The organism is Neolewinella persica DSM 23188 (assembly GCF_000373105.1).
In the GTDB taxonomy this organism is placed as follows: domain Bacteria; phylum Bacteroidota; class Bacteroidia; order Chitinophagales; family Saprospiraceae; genus Neolewinella; species Neolewinella persica.
The window spans coordinates 156,300-173,244 of the sequence record NZ_KB890417.1 but is presented as its reverse complement, the minus strand read 5'-3'; the positions used below and the strand labels follow the sequence as shown (position 1 = coordinate 173,244).

Genomic DNA, 16,945 nt, shown 5'->3' with positions numbered 1-16,945 from the left:
TGCCTTAGTGGTTAATCAGTCCGGCTTTTCCTTAATGCCTGAATGTTCTTAATGGTTATTTTCTAAGTGTAGCTCCTTAGTGCCCTTAATGCCTTAGTGGTTAATCAGTCCGGCTTCTCCTTAATGCCTGAATGTTCTTAATGGTTATTTTCTAAGTGTAGCTCCTTAGTGCCCTTAATGCCTTAGTGGTTAAATCCAACACTCCCTTTGCCCCCTTTCCGCCCCTACAACTTTACTCATAAAAGCCCCTGGCCCGCGTAAGCTTAGTCTTAATCCGCTTCCGGAGTGCCGCCGGCTTCAGCACCTCCATCCCGTCTCCGAAACCGAGGAGGAGCCGTTCGAGCTCGAAATTCATATGTAGTGTAAGGCCGATGACGACGCTACGGTCTTTCCTGGTTTCGATGACTCGCTGCGAATGATGGAAGGGCTTGGTTAGAACGTAAGGAGTATTATTGCGGCTCACCCATAGTACGATTTCCGCAGGAGGGGAATTGTAGACCGTTACCCCAAACGTATCCTGATAGTAGGTGGAGGGCGAAAAATCCCGGCGATCGTAATCCGTTTTCAGATCGAGATCAATCTGGCTGATCCGGTCTAGCGCAAGCGTCAGAATTGGCTTGGTGTTGTGCTTTCTGCCGACCAGGAACCAGCGGTTATTGAACTCTTTAAGGATGAACCCATGGAAGGAAAAAGTATCGGGTTTGCGGGCAGAAAAAGACTGGTACGTCAGCTTGAGTACGACGCGCTTCAGGATGGCCTGGTAAAGCGTGTCGAGGTGCTGCAGGCCCTTCAGGCCTTCGTTTTTATCCAGGTGAATGATCGGTTCCAGGTCCTCCGCCTCCCGGTAAATTTTGTCCTCTAATTTCTGAATGACGCCATTGAGTTCAGTGAAGAGAGAGAAATCCTTGAATTGCCGCAACATGACCATTGATTCCGAAAGGATATCGAGATCCGTTTCGGTGAGGGGGACTTCCGTAATGGTATACCCCGGCTCCGCGTAGCGGTAATATTTTTTCCCGTACACCTCGATGGGGGCGAGGTAGCCGAGCTTGTCGCTGCGCATGAACTGAATGTCCAGCTGCACCGTCCTTTTACTCACGTAGGTGTCTTTACCTTCATATTCGTACAGGGCATCAGAGCAGGCATCAATCAGGTCCGTTAGCGTCCATTTTCGACCAGTGTTTTGCAGGCACTTGTCAATGGTACGGTAGCGGATCAGGGCGTTTTTGTTGGTGGGCATGGGGGGAGGGTTGAGCCACTAAGGTATTAAGGGCACTAAGTGCTGCACTAAGAAAAGGGGCATTGGAGGAACCATTAAGGACATTCAGGCATTAAGAAATTCCATTAAGGAAGAGAGTATTGGAGGAACCATTAAGGGCATTGAGTAGAAGATTAGGAATACTGATACCTGATCCCTGTAACTGGTTCCTGAATGCTGATCCCTGAATACTTTTCTAGCGCGGCCGCAGGTGCAGTGAGCGTTAAAGACAATAAGTTTGAGGCCCTGGAACATTTTCCATTTCACCTGAAAATAATAATGCTTGTGTCACCCCTCTCCGGGGGAGAGGCGCACGAGCGATGCAAGCAGGAGAGATTGTTAACGGCAAATTTACTTTAAATCCCCAACTACGCAAAACAATTGCGCACATCTCCGAATATCTTGCAGCATCAACAAAATAAACAACCCATGATTACTGGAAAAACCCTGGTTGACCTCGGATATAAGCCAGGAGCCTGGTTCTCCACCGCGCTTGAATTCGCAAACAAACACCAGCTGGAAGGCAAGGCGCTGACGGATTACCTCGACGCCAACGAGCCGCAAACCATCGATCCTTACGATGAGCCTTTGGCCTACCACCGTAACCTGCGGGCGGAAACCGAAGATGAAGCCCAAAACGTAATTGACGTTTTTGCCACCATGGACGTGCTGATGAAAACCCCCACCATCGTTGCCGGCGCCGTGATGCCCGATGCCTGCCCTACCGGCGGTAAGGGGCAAATCCCTGTCGGTGGGGTAGTGGTGACCAAAAACGCCATTCACCCGGCCATGCACTCTGCGGATATATGTTGTTCCGTCATGATGACCAACTTCGGTGCGGCCGATCCTAAGGCCATCCTCGATGCCGCCCATTCCATCACCCACTTCGGTGGCGGTGGTCGTGATCGACATGCAGAGTTCCCGTTGCCAAAGGACCTTCGCGAGCGGATGGCAGCCAATGCATTCCTGAACGACAATAAAGCCCGTTCTATGGCCTCTTCTCACCTGGGTACCCAGGGAGACGGTAACCACTTCCTGTACGTTGGCCGGTCCGAATCTACCGGTGATACCATTATGGTGACTCACCATGGGTCCCGCGGACCGGGCGCTTACCTGTATAAGAAGGGCATGAAGGTAGCAGAGGCGTTTCGCCGGGAACTGTCTCCCAGGACCGATCCGAAGAACGCTTGGATCCCGTACACCGAGCCCGAGGGAAAACAATATTGGGAAGCCCTCCAGCTCATTCGTGAATGGACCAAACTGAACCACACCGTACTGCACGATGCTACGGCTGCCACCGCTGAAGTTGGCGTAGAAGATCGTTTCTGGAACGAGCACAATTTCGTGTTCAAAGACGGAGAGGACTTCTACCACGCCAAGGGCGCTACGCCCCTGGATGACAAGTTCGTCCCTGACGCCAAAAACGGTCTCCGCCTCATCCCGCTCAATATGGCCGAGCCCATCCTGATCGTGAAGGGTGAAACCACGGAGACTAACCTCGGTTTTGCACCCCATGGTGCTGGCCGGAATGTATCCCGAACTGCACATAAGCGTAGTAAGGACGGCCAGACGGTGGAAGCCATCTTCGCCGAAGAGACTGCCGGGCTGGATGTCCGTTTCTTCTCCGGAGAAATTGATATTTCCGAATTGCCATCGGCCTACAAGTCTGCCCGAAACGTTCAGGACCAGATGGAGGAGTTCGGCCTCGGCGAAGTCGTTGACCGTATTATGCCATACGGGTGCATCATGGCGGGAGATTGGCAGAAGGATGCGCCCTGGCGCCGCCGCCGTGGGCAGCGTTAGTTCCTAGTTCAATAGTCTGGTAGTTCATAGTACCACGCTATAGACTACCAGACTATTGAACTAGGAACTAATCAACACCCCTTCCTTCATCGCATAATCACTAACCGTTACCCGCTCAATCCCCGCTAACTCGAACGTGAATCGCAATAAGGTCATGGCCACCACGATCATGTCTGTACGTTCCGGTGGGATTCCCGGCAGGGCGAGCCTTTCAGCAAGCGTTGCGGAAGTGATGGTTTGGTACAGCTCCGGGAAGCCACTAAGGCTTAGCTGGTGGCTGGTTGGGTGAGCGGGGGCATTGTGGTCGCGCAGGGCGCCGGCGAGCACGTCGAAGGTGCCAGCGGCACCAACGAGGTGGTGTGCAGGATGGGCAGCCAGGGCGGTGGACAGAGGCTTGAGTTGTTCCCGTAAATGTCTTTCCAACCGTTGAATTTCCGTTGCCGTGATCGGGTCAGCATGATGAAATTCATTGAATAGTACGGAAACGCCGATGGGGAAGGATCGCCGCCAGTGCACGCCTGCTTTTCCAGCGATGATGTACTCCGTAGAGCCACCACCAATGTCCATGATCAAAATGTTTTCCGTTGGGACAGGAATGGCCCGTAAGACACCAGCGGTGATGAGATGAGCTTCCTCGTCTCCGGAAATCAATTGAATAGTAATCCTGGCTTCCCTTAGTGCTGTAGCCACGAATTCAGGGCCGTTGCTCGCGGTGCGCAGCGCAGCGGTGCCAATGGCCGTTAAGTTTTCAACACCATATTTATCCAGCTCCTTTCGGTAGTGCTTTAAAGCCGAAATTCCCCGATCAAAAGGGGCGGGGCCAATGGTCGCAATCCCTTCTTTCGCCAATTTTACGAAGATACGTTCCCGGTAAATTTCCGTCAGCTGCCCATCTTCAGAGAGTTCGGCGATGAGTAGATGGAAGGTGTTGGTTCCCAGGTCAATAACGGCTCGGCGCATTTTGTTCTAGTCTAATGGGGCGTGAAAACGAACGAGGCGAACTGCCCCGTGAAGTAGCCGATGAATTACCAGGACTGTAGGTTATCTGCCAGCGCACAGCGCGTCTGCCGGGGGCCGCACAGCGATCGCCTACTGCTGTTGTTGCTGTTGGACCGAATTGATGATGTTATTGTAGAAGTTAGCCCCAACCTCCGTCATCTGGTTGGAATAGGCGGGTTTACCCTCCTCATACCAAACGTATCCCACGCAGCCGGGGGAGAAGTAGATGTCGGCTTCTTCTACGTTTACACCGTTGACCTGAAACCAGATATGGCCAGCTGCCTTGCAGGTGGTGGGGAGCATTATTGGGTCTTCACCAATGGTTGCGATCGTTTGCTTAATCTGGTCGGGTTCACTCTGATTGATGGAGATGGGCAACGTGTAGAACGTAGCGTCCATATAGGTCGCGTTTTCCCACAAGTACACCAACCGGTCGAGATCGATGGAAGGGTAGGTGAGATTGCCGGCAGTATCGGCTGTCACAGCTTCAGATGCTTCCGTTTTGGGCGACGGCGCGCAGGTGCAAAAAATAAGAGCAAGGAGCAGGGTGAGGGAACTACGGATCATCGTTTTTCTTCGGTTGGAGGTTTAGGGATGTCTTCTCCCTGGCCGAGGGTGAAGATGGCGCGTACGCTTACGCTTCTGCCTTTAAAAGAAGTATTTATACTGTCGTTGGGGTCAATATCGGTGATGTGCTTCGACCATCGCATATTCATTCCGAAACGAGGCGTCACAAAAAAAGTAACTCCGGCCTTGAAAGCCACCAGGTTATCATTCAGCGGTGTGGCGGCCGTAATGTCTTCACCTCCTGAACTAATGATGGTGTAATTGAACAACCGTTGGTAACTGAAACCCGCCTCCGCCGTCAGCCGCCAATCTTTGAAGTACACCATCATGGGAACTTCCAGCGTGCTAAGGTCAAACCGGTCAAAAGCACTGATTTCGAAGGAGTTGTTTTTGCGACGGGCTCCCTGCTGGCTGAAGAGAATTTCGGGGCCTACCCGCCAGCGGTCTCCCAGTAAGGCTACTACCCGAATACCGGCGTTTACGCCCAACTGGTGGAAGCCGAATAGGTCGTCTCCGTCAATCTGGCTGAAGTTGCCACCGGCAATCAGGGAGGCCCGGAACGTCTGCGCGCGCAGCGCGCTCCCTCCAAGCAATAGCAGTAAGGTTAACAGCAAGTAATTTCGCATGGGACAAAGGTAATGCATAGTTACAGGTTGCAGCCACTCACTGCGTTCGCTGTTGCAGAGCGCCTTCGGCGCGTTGCAGGTTGCAGCTACCGCATGAGGCGGCCCACCCCACTCGTGTTTGGGATCTTTATTAAAATAAAACCAGAAAAAAATGGTTGAATTGCCCTTGGCAATTTATTTTCCTGACACCTGACACCTGACACCTGACACCTGACACCTGACACCTGACACCTGACACCTGACACCTGACACCTGACACCTGACACCTGACACCTGACACCTACCGAAGGTAAGCCAGCGCCCCTACTACGATAACTAATACCACCACCACAATCCACCATGGGAAGTTGTTATTGCGGTATTTATCGGCAATTTGTTCCAACGCCTCGTGCCACTCCAGGCGGGTTCCGATGGCCTCCCGGCAGTAAAAAAGATATTTACCGCGTTGAAAATTGGCTTCGTTGCCGTGACGTTTCAGAATGAGGAAATCGTTGTCCATAAAGGCCAGCTCATACATATAAGCTTCCCGATGGATACTCTGGCCAACGATAACACGCTTAGAAGTGAGCACTTTAAACGACATGGCGTCCATCTTACCATCGTTGGCGATGCGGACTTCTCCGCTGTTGGCCATAAACGTGTGTAAACTAACTACCTTAACTCCGGGAACATCGGTCATTTTGACCCAGTCCACCTTGTATATCGCCGCGTCTTCATCTGCCAGCGAAGGATCGCTATACTTTCCAACCACCGGTAGCAAGTTGTCAATCATTTCCTCCATCGAAGCATACTCCGGGAGATTGAGGTTGAACGGCTCGGCAATTTTATCTAAAAGACGGTCTTCCATTACTTAGATCATGGTTCAATAGTCGGTAGTAAATAGTCTGTATACCGTAGTATCGAGGATTATTACCTCCGGATAAAGGTACTAACTTCAAATTTCGCGACAAATTTTGCCGGCTATGAACTACTGAACTATGAACTAACCTCTTCCTTCTTTTGCCATTCACTTCGCTTGCCGAAGTACTTGTCATCCACTACCAGCAGGCCGAAGCTTTCGCAGCCATCCTTTTCGGTAACGGCATGGTGGTTGCCGTGTGCCCGCAGGATGGCGCGACTGTATTTGCTGTCAAGTTGCTTGAACCAGCTGAACCGACGATGGATATAGACGTCGTGGATAAGGAAGTAGATCAGCCCGTAAATGCTGATGCCGATACCTACAAAAGTTAGCCAGAACAAGTTGTCCACGTTTAAGCCGATGATGTAGGAGGCAGCACTGGGGATCGCAAAAACAAGAAAGAACAGGTCGTTCTTTTCAAAAAAACCGTCTTCTTCATGGTGTGGGCGATGGTGGTCTTCATGCCAGTTCCACAGCCAACCATGCATAAGGTACTTATGCGCCGCCCAGGCGACGAATTCCATGCCCGCTACGGTGGCCAGTGTGATGCCTAAATAGAGTAATGCCGTCATACCGGGAAAAACAGCAGGGAGCAAATATGGTTCAGTGAAGGTAGCTCGGAGAGGGATTTTAGTCCAGACAGAAATGCCTCCGGCAGGCTCCCGGAGCATAGCAGGGAAGAATTTGGGAAAGAGGAATTGAGTGTTGCCCCAGGAACGGGTGTTGGACTAACAGCATGGCTGATTGCCTTCCGGCATGTATTCAATGGAATTTACTGCGCAAGCTTCAGCCTCCATACTTACTTCCCTTCGCTAACCATGCGCTACCTCTTCCTGTTCCGATAAGCTTATGAGCGTGTCACTATCTATATAGAGCAATTCTGCAGTCTCAATCAGTTTTTTCATAATGTCTGCCACTTTGTTACTGTCATTGACCAGAGATGTTGCCATGACGCTGGAAATCTTCTGCTCCCTAATCAATTTGTCAAGTGTGCCATTTGTTAGTACATCGCTTTTATTCGCTTTCTCTTTTAATGCTTCGAGTCTTTTTAAATGAAGTTCGGGGCTTTTTTGCTCTTTGGTAATGTGAATTTCCCGCAGAACACGAGAAACCTTATGCCTCATTTCGTTATACTCTTTTTTAATGTATTTGTTGTCGGAGAGCATGTAGTGGTTTACGTTTTTTCGCAAGCCACGAATGCTTTTAATGGTCTCTACTATATTTCGATTGGCTAACTTGATCCGTGTAAATGTCTCCATCGTTTTAGGCAACAAGGGGAATTTACTCTGCGCCAGGGTCGCGTATTTGATTATTTTACTATAAATTATTTTTACTTTATTATAATACAGTTCGTCAATGTCGATGTCAAGTTCCGCATTAGACTTCCTGATTATATTTTTTAATTTTTCATCGCCTACTATATCCGTTATGTGCAAATTGAGACCGTGAGCAACAATCTCAAAAGTTGCCTTTTCAAACAACCTTTTACTTTCGTTCAGAAGCGCACGTAGGGCCGTTTGCGGGTAAGCAAGCACGCTTTGGTTAAGGTATACGGGATGTTCTATTTTATCAACTTTTTTCTTTTCAACGAACATTTTTGTTAATCCTTTGACCAAAGGATTAACAAATGGCACCATTACGATTACCCCGGTAAGGTTGAACACTGTGTGGAAAATAGATAGTTTGATGGGGTAATTGTCCGGAGCAATACCAGTTGAGGAGGAAATAAAGTCCACCAATTGCCCAAACGGTCCAATAAAAACAAGGGCAATGAGACCAGTCACCAGGTTGAAAATCAGATGTGCTCCGGCAAGTCGTTTTCCTTCAACATTAGAAGTCAGTGATCCGACTATCGCGGTAATGGTAGTTCCAACGTTCGCGCCGATAGCGAGTGCCAGGGAATTGTTATAAGTTATTTGCCCCACTGCAAGTGCGGTGAGTATTAATGCCATGGCTGCACTGCTGGATTGTAAAATAAGGGTGATGATAATTCCAATAAAGGTATAAATGATCAGCCCCCAGAAGCCCGGCATCGAATAGTCGGCCAGATTGATGCTGTCCTGATAAACATCAAAACCTTGCTTCATAAAGTGGATCCCAAGGAAAAAGAAACCCAGCCCGGCCAGAATGTAACCAATGCCCTTCAGGTTTTTTGTCTTTTGAAATACGAAGAGGATTCCAAAGGCAAGCATCGGCATTGCTAAAGCCGATACTTTAATATTCAAACCAAAAATTGAGACTAACCAGGCTGTTGCTGTAGTTCCTAAATTAGCCCCGAAAATGATGCCTATCCCTGCATGAAGTTCAATCAAGCCAGCGCTGAGGAATGAAATGGTGATTACGCTGATCAAAGAACTGGACTGCAAAAATGCCGTTGTGATGAATCCCAGTCCCAAACTTTTATACAGCTTGTCAGTAACCCGCCGCAACAGTTTTTGCAAAGGCCCTTGAACAAAAGCATTGAATCCTTCTTCCAGCATGATCATTCCGAAAAGAAGAATAGCGACACCGGCAGCTACCTCTTTAACCGTCGGGCTTATGAAAAGTGCCCACCCCAACAACAAAAGAAGAACAGGGAAAAATGCTTTTTTTATCATCGACTGAACTTGTTTTTGGCGCTTAAAAAGCTATACCCAAACCGTAGATGTTTGGGATGCAGTTGACTGGAGAGAAGTAGCCTTCGCAGGCGCTCAGCGCCACGTAGTTTCTCAGACTACCTATTGATGAGTATAGCAACTTAATTGTATTTTTCGCCGTACACCTAAAGTAAAGGAATAAATTTTGAGTTCCCAAATGAAGTGGGCGCGCTTTTAATTGAGGCCAGGGCTGGTAATGTTGGGTGTTCTTATTCTCCCTTGAACACTTGCAGCTTCTCGTTAGGACTAGTAATCAGGTAGGTAGCCATAAGATGAGTTGCCGGGCTTTTTTGAGCAGCTTTGTCAGTACTTCTCCCACTCTTTACGGGGAAGACTTTAGGAAAACGCCGGCGTTTTGCGGGCAAAAGCAGAACTAATCGACGGAAGTTAAACGGGGCAGGCACCCCTTAGCGCTGCTCCCAAAGCTTCTCCTTGCACCTGCGGCCGCGCCCTGCAGACACTAAAAGTTCAAAAGACTAACAGGCTAAAAGACTAAACCCCTACCTTCGCCCTCTATGACGGAAAAGGTTCTCATCCTAGACTTTGGCAGCCAATACACCCAGTTGATTGCGCGCCGTATACGGGAACTCAACGTGTACAGCGAGATTGTGCCTTTTAATAAGGTACCAGTGTTGGACGATACGATCAAGGCGGTTATCCTCAGCGGAAGCCCCTTTTCGGTACGCGAAGAGAAAGCCCTGCACCCAAATCTTGAACCCCTGATCGGCAAGCGGCCGGTACTCGGCATCTGCTACGGTGCCCAGTACATCGCCCAGCATTTCGGCGGGCGGGTAGAGCGAAGTGATACGCGCGAGTATGGCAAAGCCAACCTCGCCCGGGTTCACCAGCCGGAAGGCCTTTTTGCCGGCCTCGAAACCGGCAGCCAGGTATGGATGAGCCACGGGGACACCATTAAAGCAATTCCCGAATCTTTTGAGTTGCTGGCCAGTACGGCCGACGTGGAAGTAGCCGCCTTCGGCAGCAAGCCAGGTGCCTTCAACGCGCCGGTCTACTGCATCCAATTCCACCCAGAGGTGTACCATAGCCTGGACGGTAAGGACTTACTGAAAAATTTCGTGATCGACATTGCTGGTTGTACCGGAAACTGGACACCCGCACACTTCGTAGACGATACCGTGGCCGAACTCCAGGCCAAGATCGGCGGAGAGGACCGCGTACTTCTTGGCCTCAGTGGCGGTGTAGACAGCTCCGTGGCTGCCATACTCCTGCATAAAGCCATCGGCAAACGCCTGTTCTGTTTCTTCATTGATAACGGACTGCTCCGTAAAGACGAATTCGAAGAAGTGCTGAAGGGCTACGAAGGCATGGGACTCAACGTAACCGGCATCGACGCCAAGCAGGAGTTTTATGATGCCCTCGCCGGTATCTCCGACCCGGAGAAAAAACGCAAAGCCATCGGTAAGACCTTCATCGATGTATTCGACCGGGAGGCAAAGAAACTGACCAACATCAAGTACCTCGCACAGGGGACCATTTATCCCGACGTGATCGAAAGCGTTAGCGTACACGGTCCGTCGGTAACCATCAAAAGCCACCACAACGTTGGTGGGCTGCCCGCCAAAATGGGCCTGAAGATCGTAGAGCCGCTACGCTTCCTTTTCAAGGATGAGGTGCGCCGCGTTGGTACCGAAATGGGCATGGCAGATCACCTGATCAAACGCCATCCGTTCCCCGGCCCGGGGCTGGCCATCCGGATTTTGGGAGACATTACCCCCGAAAAGGTGGATTTGCTGCAAAAAGCAGACGCCATCTACATCAACAAAATGCGGGAATACGGTTTATACGATAAGGTATGGCAAGCTGGTACCATCCTTTTACCCGTTCAATCCGTTGGGGTAATGGGTGATGAACGTACCTATGAGCAGGCAGTAGCGCTGCGTGCCGTAAATTCAACCGACGGTATGACCGCCGAATGGAGCCACCTACCTTACGACTTCCTGGCCTCGGTCAGCAGTTCGATCATCAATAACGTTAAAGGGATTAATCGAGTCGTCTATGACATCAGCACAAAACCACCAGCCACAATTGAGTGGGAGTAAACTTGGATTTTTCGCCTTGCTGGCTTGCACGCTGCTCGGCCTGTCTTCCTGTGAACTCTTCAAACCCATCTCCACTCCCGATCCGGACCGGACAAATCGCACCGACCAAACCAATACGGATGACCCCGAATTGGATCCGGTGCAGAGCCGCCGCGTCTACGATCCGGTAACCGGTACCTATGTCTATGTAGCCAATGCGCCTACAGACCGGATGGACACTATCCGGTGGACGATCGTCCCCGAAGACAGAACCCCACCCATCGTTGAAGAAGGCGTTACGGACTTTATCCCGGGGACCAACCCAACGACCAATCCGACGACTGGCACCGGAACCAGTCCGATCACGCAAACGGGAACGACTCCCACGGGGTCTCGCCTCCTTAGCGGGTATAACGTAGACTTTGCCCTACCGTTCCTGACTGATCGCTACCTCGGTAGTGAGGACAATGTGGACCCCAACTCCATTTGGGCCTTGCACTTTTACAGCGGTGCAAAAATTGCCCTCGATGAAATGCGCAGCCGGGGAACCGTTAACTACAACGTTAACGTTCAGGATACCCGGGCGAGCTCCGAGAAGACGCAAATTATTACTGCCAGCCCGGAATTCAACCAGGCACAGTTGGTCATCGGCCCATATCTTAAGAACAACGTGACTACGCTGGCCGAAGCAGCCAGGGGAAAAGAAACGGTGTTAATTTCTCCCTACAGCGCCGCTGGTGGTGTAAGCCAGAATAACCCCAACTATATTCAGGTGAACCCTACCCTGGAAACGCACATGCGCTCCTTGCTGCGGCATGCCTACCAAACGCAACGGGCCGACCGTATTGTGCTGGTAACGGGAATGGACCCTAACCAAAAGGCACGCCTGGGTTATCTCCAGGACGAATACAAAATTCTGACGGGCAATGCCCAAATCGAACCACTTGAAGAGGTGCAGGTGGACATGAATAATGAGAACACCAACCTGAGCGAATACATGCGCGGCCGGAAAACAGTTTTCATCGTTCCCATCTATGAAGATGAGTCTTTTGTAGCCAACTTCCTCCGGGTATTGTACTCGGAAACACGTGACGATTTTGGTCGTAACGTGGCGGTGTACGGGTTGCCTCAGTGGATTGATTTTACCCGCATCAATTTTGATTACTACGAAGGTACCAACGTGCACGTTTCGAGCAGTGTATACGTCGATAAGCTGAATCCGGCGGTACGGGAGTTTCGGCGTAAGTTCTTCGAGCGCTACGCTGCCCTTCCGAGGGATGAGGCTTACGTCGGGTACGATGTAACCCGCTACTTCCTGCGAATGGCCGCCGAGAATGGGACCCGTTTTCAGTACGCGTTGGAGGCCAACCCAGAAGACTTGCTGCATACCCGTTTCCGGTTCGAGCCGGTGGCGGTGGTGCCAGCTGGTGCTACTAATTTCGAGCAGTCTCAATTGGATCGCTTTGAAAATAAGTATGTGAACATCCTTCAGTTCAAAGAGTACGCATTTAAGCGCGTCAATTAGGCGCGGCCGCAGGTGCGAAGAAAAGGGGATGGAGCAGGCAATGCTCTATCCCCTTTTCTATGGCAGGCGGACCTCGAAGCGTCCCGCAGGGACCTTTTAACGTCCGACCTGCTGCGGTTTTAGCCCTCCGATCACCAGCAACCGGACGCTCAAAGGTTGCTACACAACGCTTCGAGGTCAGGTTGCTATCGCACCCCAAACTCCAACGAAGTCCCCAGTACATTCACGTCGTTGGTCAGTGCGTTGGTTGTATTCGAATTTCGCTGAATGGAAATCAGCCACCAGTCACCAGCCAGCCGATTGGCAGGAATGGTGATTTCTTGTTCGTAGATGCGACCGAAACCGGTAGTTGGAGTTACAGAGACGGCGGTTCCGGCAACGCTGCCTGCATCACCAAAGGTGGAACCATTGTTATAGGAGCGTGGTCGGATGAAGAAATCGACGTTACCACTGTTATTAGTCGATATGAGGAAACTAAGCTTAAAGGTGACGTCCCCTCCGCTATAATCTGCAGGCTTTGCTAAAAAGATCGAGGCGGAATTGGAGAAACTGTTTTCCCAAACCAGGCCCGTACCGGTGTTGGTAATGATCGTGCTGTTAGAATTGTAATCCAGGGCCCCGGCGGGGACGCTGATGATCCGGCTGGTGGGCAGGTTGAGGTCAATGGAGCCACCACCTCGACTGAGCATAATGTTGCCCGCTCTGCTAAGGCTTAGGGTCTGGATCTCGTTCTGGGGGTCAGCGTCATCATCCTCGCCGTAAAGGGCGTAGGGGACGCTGAGGATGGGTTGAGCGGCCCCCAATGCCTCATACGGCTGGCCAATGGCCTGGCGGATTTCCGCCAACAGGAAATGATCATCGGTAGACCAGCCGATGTTGGTAAAATTGCCAGAGGCCGGGCCGGCACCCAAGTTCATTGCAAACAGCCCGCGGCTGTTGGGCGTCACGGTTTGTTCGTCGACGTATACGACAGTTCCATTGGCGCTGCCCTTCAGTACGGTAAGCCGCACATCAATGGCGGAGGTGATGGCATTGTTGTCTGCATCACGCGCAATGGCCTGGAACTTGATCAGTTCAGGTGCTTGGGCGGACAGTTGGAAAGTACAGACCAGGAGGAGTAAGAGCGTTAAAAAGCGGTTCATAATATGGGAATTAAAGGGATTATAGTTTCTGGATGCGATAAGTAGCCAATAGGCGCTTGCCTTCGGTGGTGAAGACGGAGAGGAGGTAGGTTTGTGCAGGAAGCATACCCAGGTCAATGTCGTGGCGCATGGCGCGGCCGGCATCCTGGGTAAGGAGCACCCGCCCCTGGAGGTCATATAGTTGGTAAGAGATGGGGAGTGGATCGGTCAGCTCCAGCCGGGTGATGGCGGCCGTGGGATTCCCCAGTAGCCTTAGCCCGTATAAATGGGCCAGCTGCTGTTCGGACTGAGAGGTGATAATGATTTGAACGCCCGTTAGGTCGTCGGCAAATAAGTCTCCCAGCGACCAGGTAACCTCGGTGCCATCAGCAAGGGAAACCTCATTGGCGGCAGGGACGAATTGCCGGAAAGTCTCCTGGGCAGTTAGGGTCCCCAGGGAGAAGAAAAGGAGAAGGACCAGAAAGGTGGTTAGTTTTGGCATGGGATGGGAATTAGAAGGGACAAGAGGAGTGATGCCTTAGGACTTTCACTGCTGCTTTATGCATTAAAATTGGGGTTCGTTACGATTGTCACCCTGCCGTAATAATTATTGCTTACTTTCCCTCCTTCATAATACCTAAGTCTCAAAAGAAACGCTATGCTTACCCAGCAATCAACCCAGGTCATCGTCGTCGGAGCTGGTCCTACCGGACTATCCCTGGCCTGTATGCTTCGTCATTACGGAGTTGACGTCGTTCTGATCGAAAAGGTCCGGGAACCGGTGTCATACTCCAAGGCAATGGTAATCCATGCCCGGTCAATGGAAGCATTCGATGAGATTGGTCTTGCGGATGAAATCATCAGCCAGGGCCAGGTGATGGAACGGATTAACATCATGACGAATGGCCAAATATCGGAGGTAGTAGAGCTTACCGAATTTGGGCGTGGCCTCACAAAATTCCCCTACGTCCTCAACATCGAGCAGGAAAAAACCGAAGCCATCCTCATCAATTATCTTGACCGGCACGGCGTAACTGTAAACCGGGGAGAGGAACTATTGACCGTTAAAAACGGAGCAGATCGGGTTACCGTAACTTGTCGGGATGAGGAAGGGAAAATTTCTACCTTAACCGCGGATTACCTGGTAGGCTGTGATGGCGCCCGTAGTACTGTACGCCAGCAACTCGGACTAACCTACGAAGGTAAAACGGAGGCGAAAACCTTCTATGTGGCCGATGTCCGAATCCAAAGTGACCTCATCAACAAGAAGGAAGGATACCTTAACCTGACGGCCAAGGGATTCGTACTGCTTTTCGGCCTGGAAGGGGATCGGCACTACCGTATTGTTGGCTTGCTGCCCGACGACCAGCAAAACAAAGAGACCACCACGTTTGCGGATGTACGTGAATTCATCGGGGGGCAGCTAAAAACACCCGTTAAGTTTGAGGAAGAGATGGGCTTCTTTACCTACAAGGTGCACCGCCGTATTGCGAGTAAATTTTACGATGGCCGATGCTTCCTGGCCGGCGGCGCCAGCCACATCCATACCCCCGCCGGCGGACTGGGGATGAACAGTGGTATTCATGAAGCCAATAACCTGGCCTGGAAACTATCCTTCGCCCTGCAAGAAAAGGGACAGCCTGAACTTCTGGAGAGTTACAATCAGGAGCGTATGGCCGTTGCCCGCCAACTGTTGGCAACTTCTGACCTCGAATTTGATTTCATGACCGGTGAGCAACCCTGGTTAGGTTTTCTGAAACTAAACGTTTTTCCCTTTTTCGTCAAGATGCTGACCACCACCCGACTCGGGAACAAGCAGGCTTTTTCCTCTCTGGCGCAGCTGAGTATTTCCTATCCGGACAGCCCGCTTACCGAGCCAGGCCGCCTGGCGGCAGTCTCTGCCGGCGACCGGCTTCCTTATTTTATAACTCCTTCGGGAAACAGCGTATTTGACGAAATCAGGTCGGATGACTATAAGTTGCTATGGTTTGGCCCTGCCGCCTTATTGGAGCAGTTTGACCTTAGCAGCGTCACTCAAAAGCCCATTGTATTCGAAAAACTCCAGGATGTATTTGGCGGAGAATTCGAATTTTTTGTGGTCTTGCGCCCAGATAACCACATCGCTTACCTTGGGGATGACCTGGAGAAGGTATTGGAGCAATTAAGGGTAGGTTGAACGGGGTGTAGTACAAATTGCACAGGCCCTAGTCGTCAGACCAACTTTTATCCTGCTACGCCAGGCTAAAAGAATTGATCGGACGACCGTCCAAGTCATTGTTGGCCATCTGACGGATCGTTTTACCTGACGCAGTCGGTAAAAACTTCGTCCGACGGCTTCTCAGTTAGCACCCAGGTGCAGTTTGTTATCCACATGGTTGGAAGATTTGTTAATCGTTAGTGGTCAGGGTGCCTTACATTGCCCCCTTAATCAATCCAATGCACCGGCGTCCGCGCCCCTAATGCACAAGTAAATTCACGATGATAATGAAGCATGTTTTTCCTTTCCTCTTACTCCTTCTTCTTTCCTCCTGTGGACAAGATGCTACCAGCACCGAGACCACCGAAGCACCGGAAGTAGCTGCTCCTGAAGCGGATGCAGATTTTGGTGGCCTGGCGCTGTACACCCTTCGGGATACTATTTCGGGCAACGTTGCCGGCGTACTACAACACGTCGCGGACCTTGGCTATAAGTACGTGGAAGCCGCTGGCTACGCAGATGGAAAATTTTATGGGATGACCCCCACCGAGTTTAAAGGCACCCTGGAAAAGGCCGGGCTACAGCCAATGAGTTCGCACCAGGGAGGTGCTACGCCCGAAAACATTGATCAGATGATCGCTGACGTAAAGGCCGCAGGCTTTACCTACTTCGTCTTGCCCGTACCACCGATGGGCGCCTTCAGTTTTGATCCCAAAACCAATACCTTAAGTATGAATCAGGCTCCGGATATGGTGATGAAGAACATCAACATGATTGCCCAGAAATGCGCGGAAGCCGGGCTGCAGTGCCTTTATCACAACCATGATTTTGAGTTTGTGGCGGACGAAAACGGGATAGTTCCAATCGATTATTTTATCGAGAACTCTAACCCCGAGCACCTGAATTTTCAGATGGACCTCTACTGGGTAACCAAAGCAGGAGCAGATCCACTGGCTTATTTTGACAAGGCTCCCGGCCGCTGGAAAGGGTGGCACGTAAAGGACATGGACGACCAGGGCCGTTTTGCGCCCGTGGGCGAAGGGAATATCGATTTCAAACGTATCCTGGCAGCCAGGGAAAAGGCCGGTATGGAGTTTTACCTCGTGGAGCAGGATAGGTGCTTCAATCACACAGCACTGGAGGCCATCGCCATCAGTCATAAGGGGTTGAAGGAGATTGGGTTTGAATAATTGGGTGATCCGGAGGGATCAATTCTATTTGCCCCGGGTAAAAGACCGCGTCGCAGTCTTTCACCCGGGGCAAATGAAAATTCGAC

Annotated in this window: 14 protein-coding genes; 5 read left to right on the top strand and 9 right to left on the bottom strand. The window is 51.0% G+C overall.

What is annotated here, in order from left to right:
- Window positions 1–232: 232 nt before the first annotated feature.
- A complete protein-coding gene (locus B036_RS0104940) occupies window positions 233–1,240 on the bottom strand; it encodes a helix-turn-helix transcriptional regulator (RefSeq protein WP_020567581.1) in 1,008 nt (335 codons plus the stop codon).
- Window positions 1,241–1,687: 447 nt separating this feature from the next.
- Here B036_RS0104940 and B036_RS0104930 point away from each other — a divergent pair, with 447 nt between their 5' ends.
- Window positions 1,688–3,061 (top strand): RtcB family protein, encoded by a 1,374-nt coding sequence (locus B036_RS0104930; protein ID WP_020567579.1) that lies wholly within the window; start codon window positions 1,688–1,690, stop codon window positions 3,059–3,061.
- A gap of 60 nt (window positions 3,062–3,121) precedes the next feature.
- Here B036_RS0104930 and B036_RS0104925 read toward each other — a convergent pair whose 3' ends face one another.
- The 6 genes from B036_RS0104925 to B036_RS28105 all read right to left on the bottom strand — a co-directional run bounded on the left by B036_RS0104925 (window position 3,122) and on the right by B036_RS28105 (window position 8,748).
- The gene (locus B036_RS0104925) at window positions 3,122–4,021 is read right to left on the bottom strand and encodes a Ppx/GppA phosphatase family protein (protein WP_020567578.1); all 900 of its coding nucleotides are present in this window, start codon (window positions 4,019–4,021) and stop codon (window positions 3,122–3,124) included.
- 129 nt (window positions 4,022–4,150) lie between these two features.
- Window positions 4,151–4,627, bottom strand: coding sequence for a hypothetical protein (locus B036_RS0104920; protein ID WP_020567577.1), 477 nt, complete (start codon window positions 4,625–4,627; stop codon window positions 4,151–4,153).
- Window positions 4,624–5,253: an outer membrane beta-barrel protein gene (locus B036_RS0104915; RefSeq protein ID WP_020567576.1), complete on the bottom strand. Its 630-nt coding sequence runs from the start codon at window positions 5,251–5,253 to the stop codon at window positions 4,624–4,626. Before B036_RS0104915 ends, B036_RS0104920 begins: the two co-directional genes overlap by 4 nt.
- Window positions 5,254–5,533: 280 nt before the next feature.
- Complete coding sequence (locus B036_RS0104910; RefSeq protein ID WP_020567575.1) at window positions 5,534–6,100, bottom strand: hypothetical protein; 567 nt, start codon at window positions 6,098–6,100, stop codon at window positions 5,534–5,536.
- A gap of 128 nt (window positions 6,101–6,228) precedes the next feature.
- Window positions 6,229–6,723, bottom strand: a complete 495-nt coding sequence (locus B036_RS0104905) for a sterol desaturase family protein (RefSeq protein ID WP_026231707.1) — start codon at window positions 6,721–6,723, stop codon at window positions 6,229–6,231.
- A 240-nt stretch (window positions 6,724–6,963) separates the two neighbouring features.
- A complete protein-coding gene (locus tag B036_RS28105; protein WP_044101823.1) occupies window positions 6,964–8,748 on the bottom strand; it encodes a Na/Pi cotransporter family protein in 1,785 nt (594 codons plus the stop codon).
- Window positions 8,749–9,302: 554 nt separating this feature from the next.
- Here B036_RS28105 and guaA point away from each other — a divergent pair.
- Both guaA and B036_RS0104890 read left to right on the top strand, forming a co-directional pair.
- A complete protein-coding gene (guaA, locus tag B036_RS0104895; RefSeq protein WP_020567572.1) occupies window positions 9,303–10,847 on the top strand; it encodes a glutamine-hydrolyzing GMP synthase in 1,545 nt (514 codons plus the stop codon).
- On the top strand, window positions 10,804–12,351 hold the full coding sequence (locus B036_RS0104890; RefSeq protein ID WP_157472039.1) for an ABC transporter substrate-binding protein: 1,548 nt from the start codon (window positions 10,804–10,806) through the stop codon (window positions 12,349–12,351). Before guaA ends, B036_RS0104890 begins: the two co-directional genes overlap by 44 nt.
- A 185-nt stretch (window positions 12,352–12,536) precedes the next feature.
- Here B036_RS0104890 and B036_RS0104885 read toward each other — a convergent pair whose 3' ends face one another.
- A complete protein-coding gene (locus B036_RS0104885) occupies window positions 12,537–13,493 on the bottom strand; it encodes a hypothetical protein (protein WP_020567570.1) in 957 nt (318 codons plus the stop codon).
- Between the two features lie 19 nt (window positions 13,494–13,512).
- A complete protein-coding gene (locus B036_RS0104880) occupies window positions 13,513–13,974 on the bottom strand; it encodes a T9SS type A sorting domain-containing protein (RefSeq protein ID WP_020567569.1) in 462 nt (153 codons plus the stop codon).
- A gap of 156 nt (window positions 13,975–14,130) precedes the next feature.
- Here B036_RS0104880 and B036_RS0104875 point away from each other — a divergent pair, with 156 nt between their 5' ends.
- Both B036_RS0104875 and B036_RS0104870 read left to right on the top strand, forming a co-directional pair.
- Entirely contained in the window at window positions 14,131–15,648 is a 1,518-nt protein-coding gene (locus B036_RS0104875; RefSeq protein WP_020567568.1) for an FAD-dependent monooxygenase, read from the top strand.
- 308 nt (window positions 15,649–15,956) lie between these two features.
- Entirely contained in the window at window positions 15,957–16,859 is a 903-nt protein-coding gene (locus tag B036_RS0104870) for a sugar phosphate isomerase/epimerase family protein (protein ID WP_020567567.1), read from the top strand.
- Window positions 16,860–16,945: the final 86 nt, after the last annotated feature.

Coding starts and splice junctions, on each gene's coding strand:
- B036_RS0104905 (WP_026231707.1), bottom strand. CDS start 6,723: ATGACGGCATTACTCTATTTAGGCATCACACTGGCCACCGTAGCGGGC.
- B036_RS0104885 (WP_020567570.1), bottom strand. CDS start 13,493: ATGAACCGCTTTTTAACGCTCTTACTCCTCCTGGTCTGTACTTTCCAA.
- B036_RS0104940 (WP_020567581.1), bottom strand. CDS start 1,240: ATGCCCACCAACAAAAACGCCCTGATCCGCTACCGTACCATTGACAAG.
- B036_RS28105 (WP_044101823.1), bottom strand. CDS start 8,748: ATGATAAAAAAAGCATTTTTCCCTGTTCTTCTTTTGTTGTTGGGGTGG.
- B036_RS0104870 (WP_020567567.1), top strand. CDS start 15,957: ATGAAGCATGTTTTTCCTTTCCTCTTACTCCTTCTTCTTTCCTCCTGT.
- B036_RS0104880 (WP_020567569.1), bottom strand. CDS start 13,974: ATGCCAAAACTAACCACCTTTCTGGTCCTTCTCCTTTTCTTCTCCCTG.
- B036_RS0104890 (WP_157472039.1), top strand. CDS start 10,804: ATGACATCAGCACAAAACCACCAGCCACAATTGAGTGGGAGTAAACTT.
- B036_RS0104930 (WP_020567579.1), top strand. CDS start 1,688: ATGATTACTGGAAAAACCCTGGTTGACCTCGGATATAAGCCAGGAGCC.
- B036_RS0104910 (WP_020567575.1), bottom strand. CDS start 6,100: ATGGAAGACCGTCTTTTAGATAAAATTGCCGAGCCGTTCAACCTCAAT.
- guaA (WP_020567572.1), top strand. CDS start 9,303: ATGACGGAAAAGGTTCTCATCCTAGACTTTGGCAGCCAATACACCCAG.
- B036_RS0104920 (WP_020567577.1), bottom strand. CDS start 4,627: ATGATCCGTAGTTCCCTCACCCTGCTCCTTGCTCTTATTTTTTGCACC.
- B036_RS0104925 (WP_020567578.1), bottom strand. CDS start 4,021: ATGCGCCGAGCCGTTATTGACCTGGGAACCAACACCTTCCATCTACTC.
- B036_RS0104875 (WP_020567568.1), top strand. CDS start 14,131: ATGCTTACCCAGCAATCAACCCAGGTCATCGTCGTCGGAGCTGGTCCT.
- B036_RS0104915 (WP_020567576.1), bottom strand. CDS start 5,253: ATGCGAAATTACTTGCTGTTAACCTTACTGCTATTGCTTGGAGGGAGC.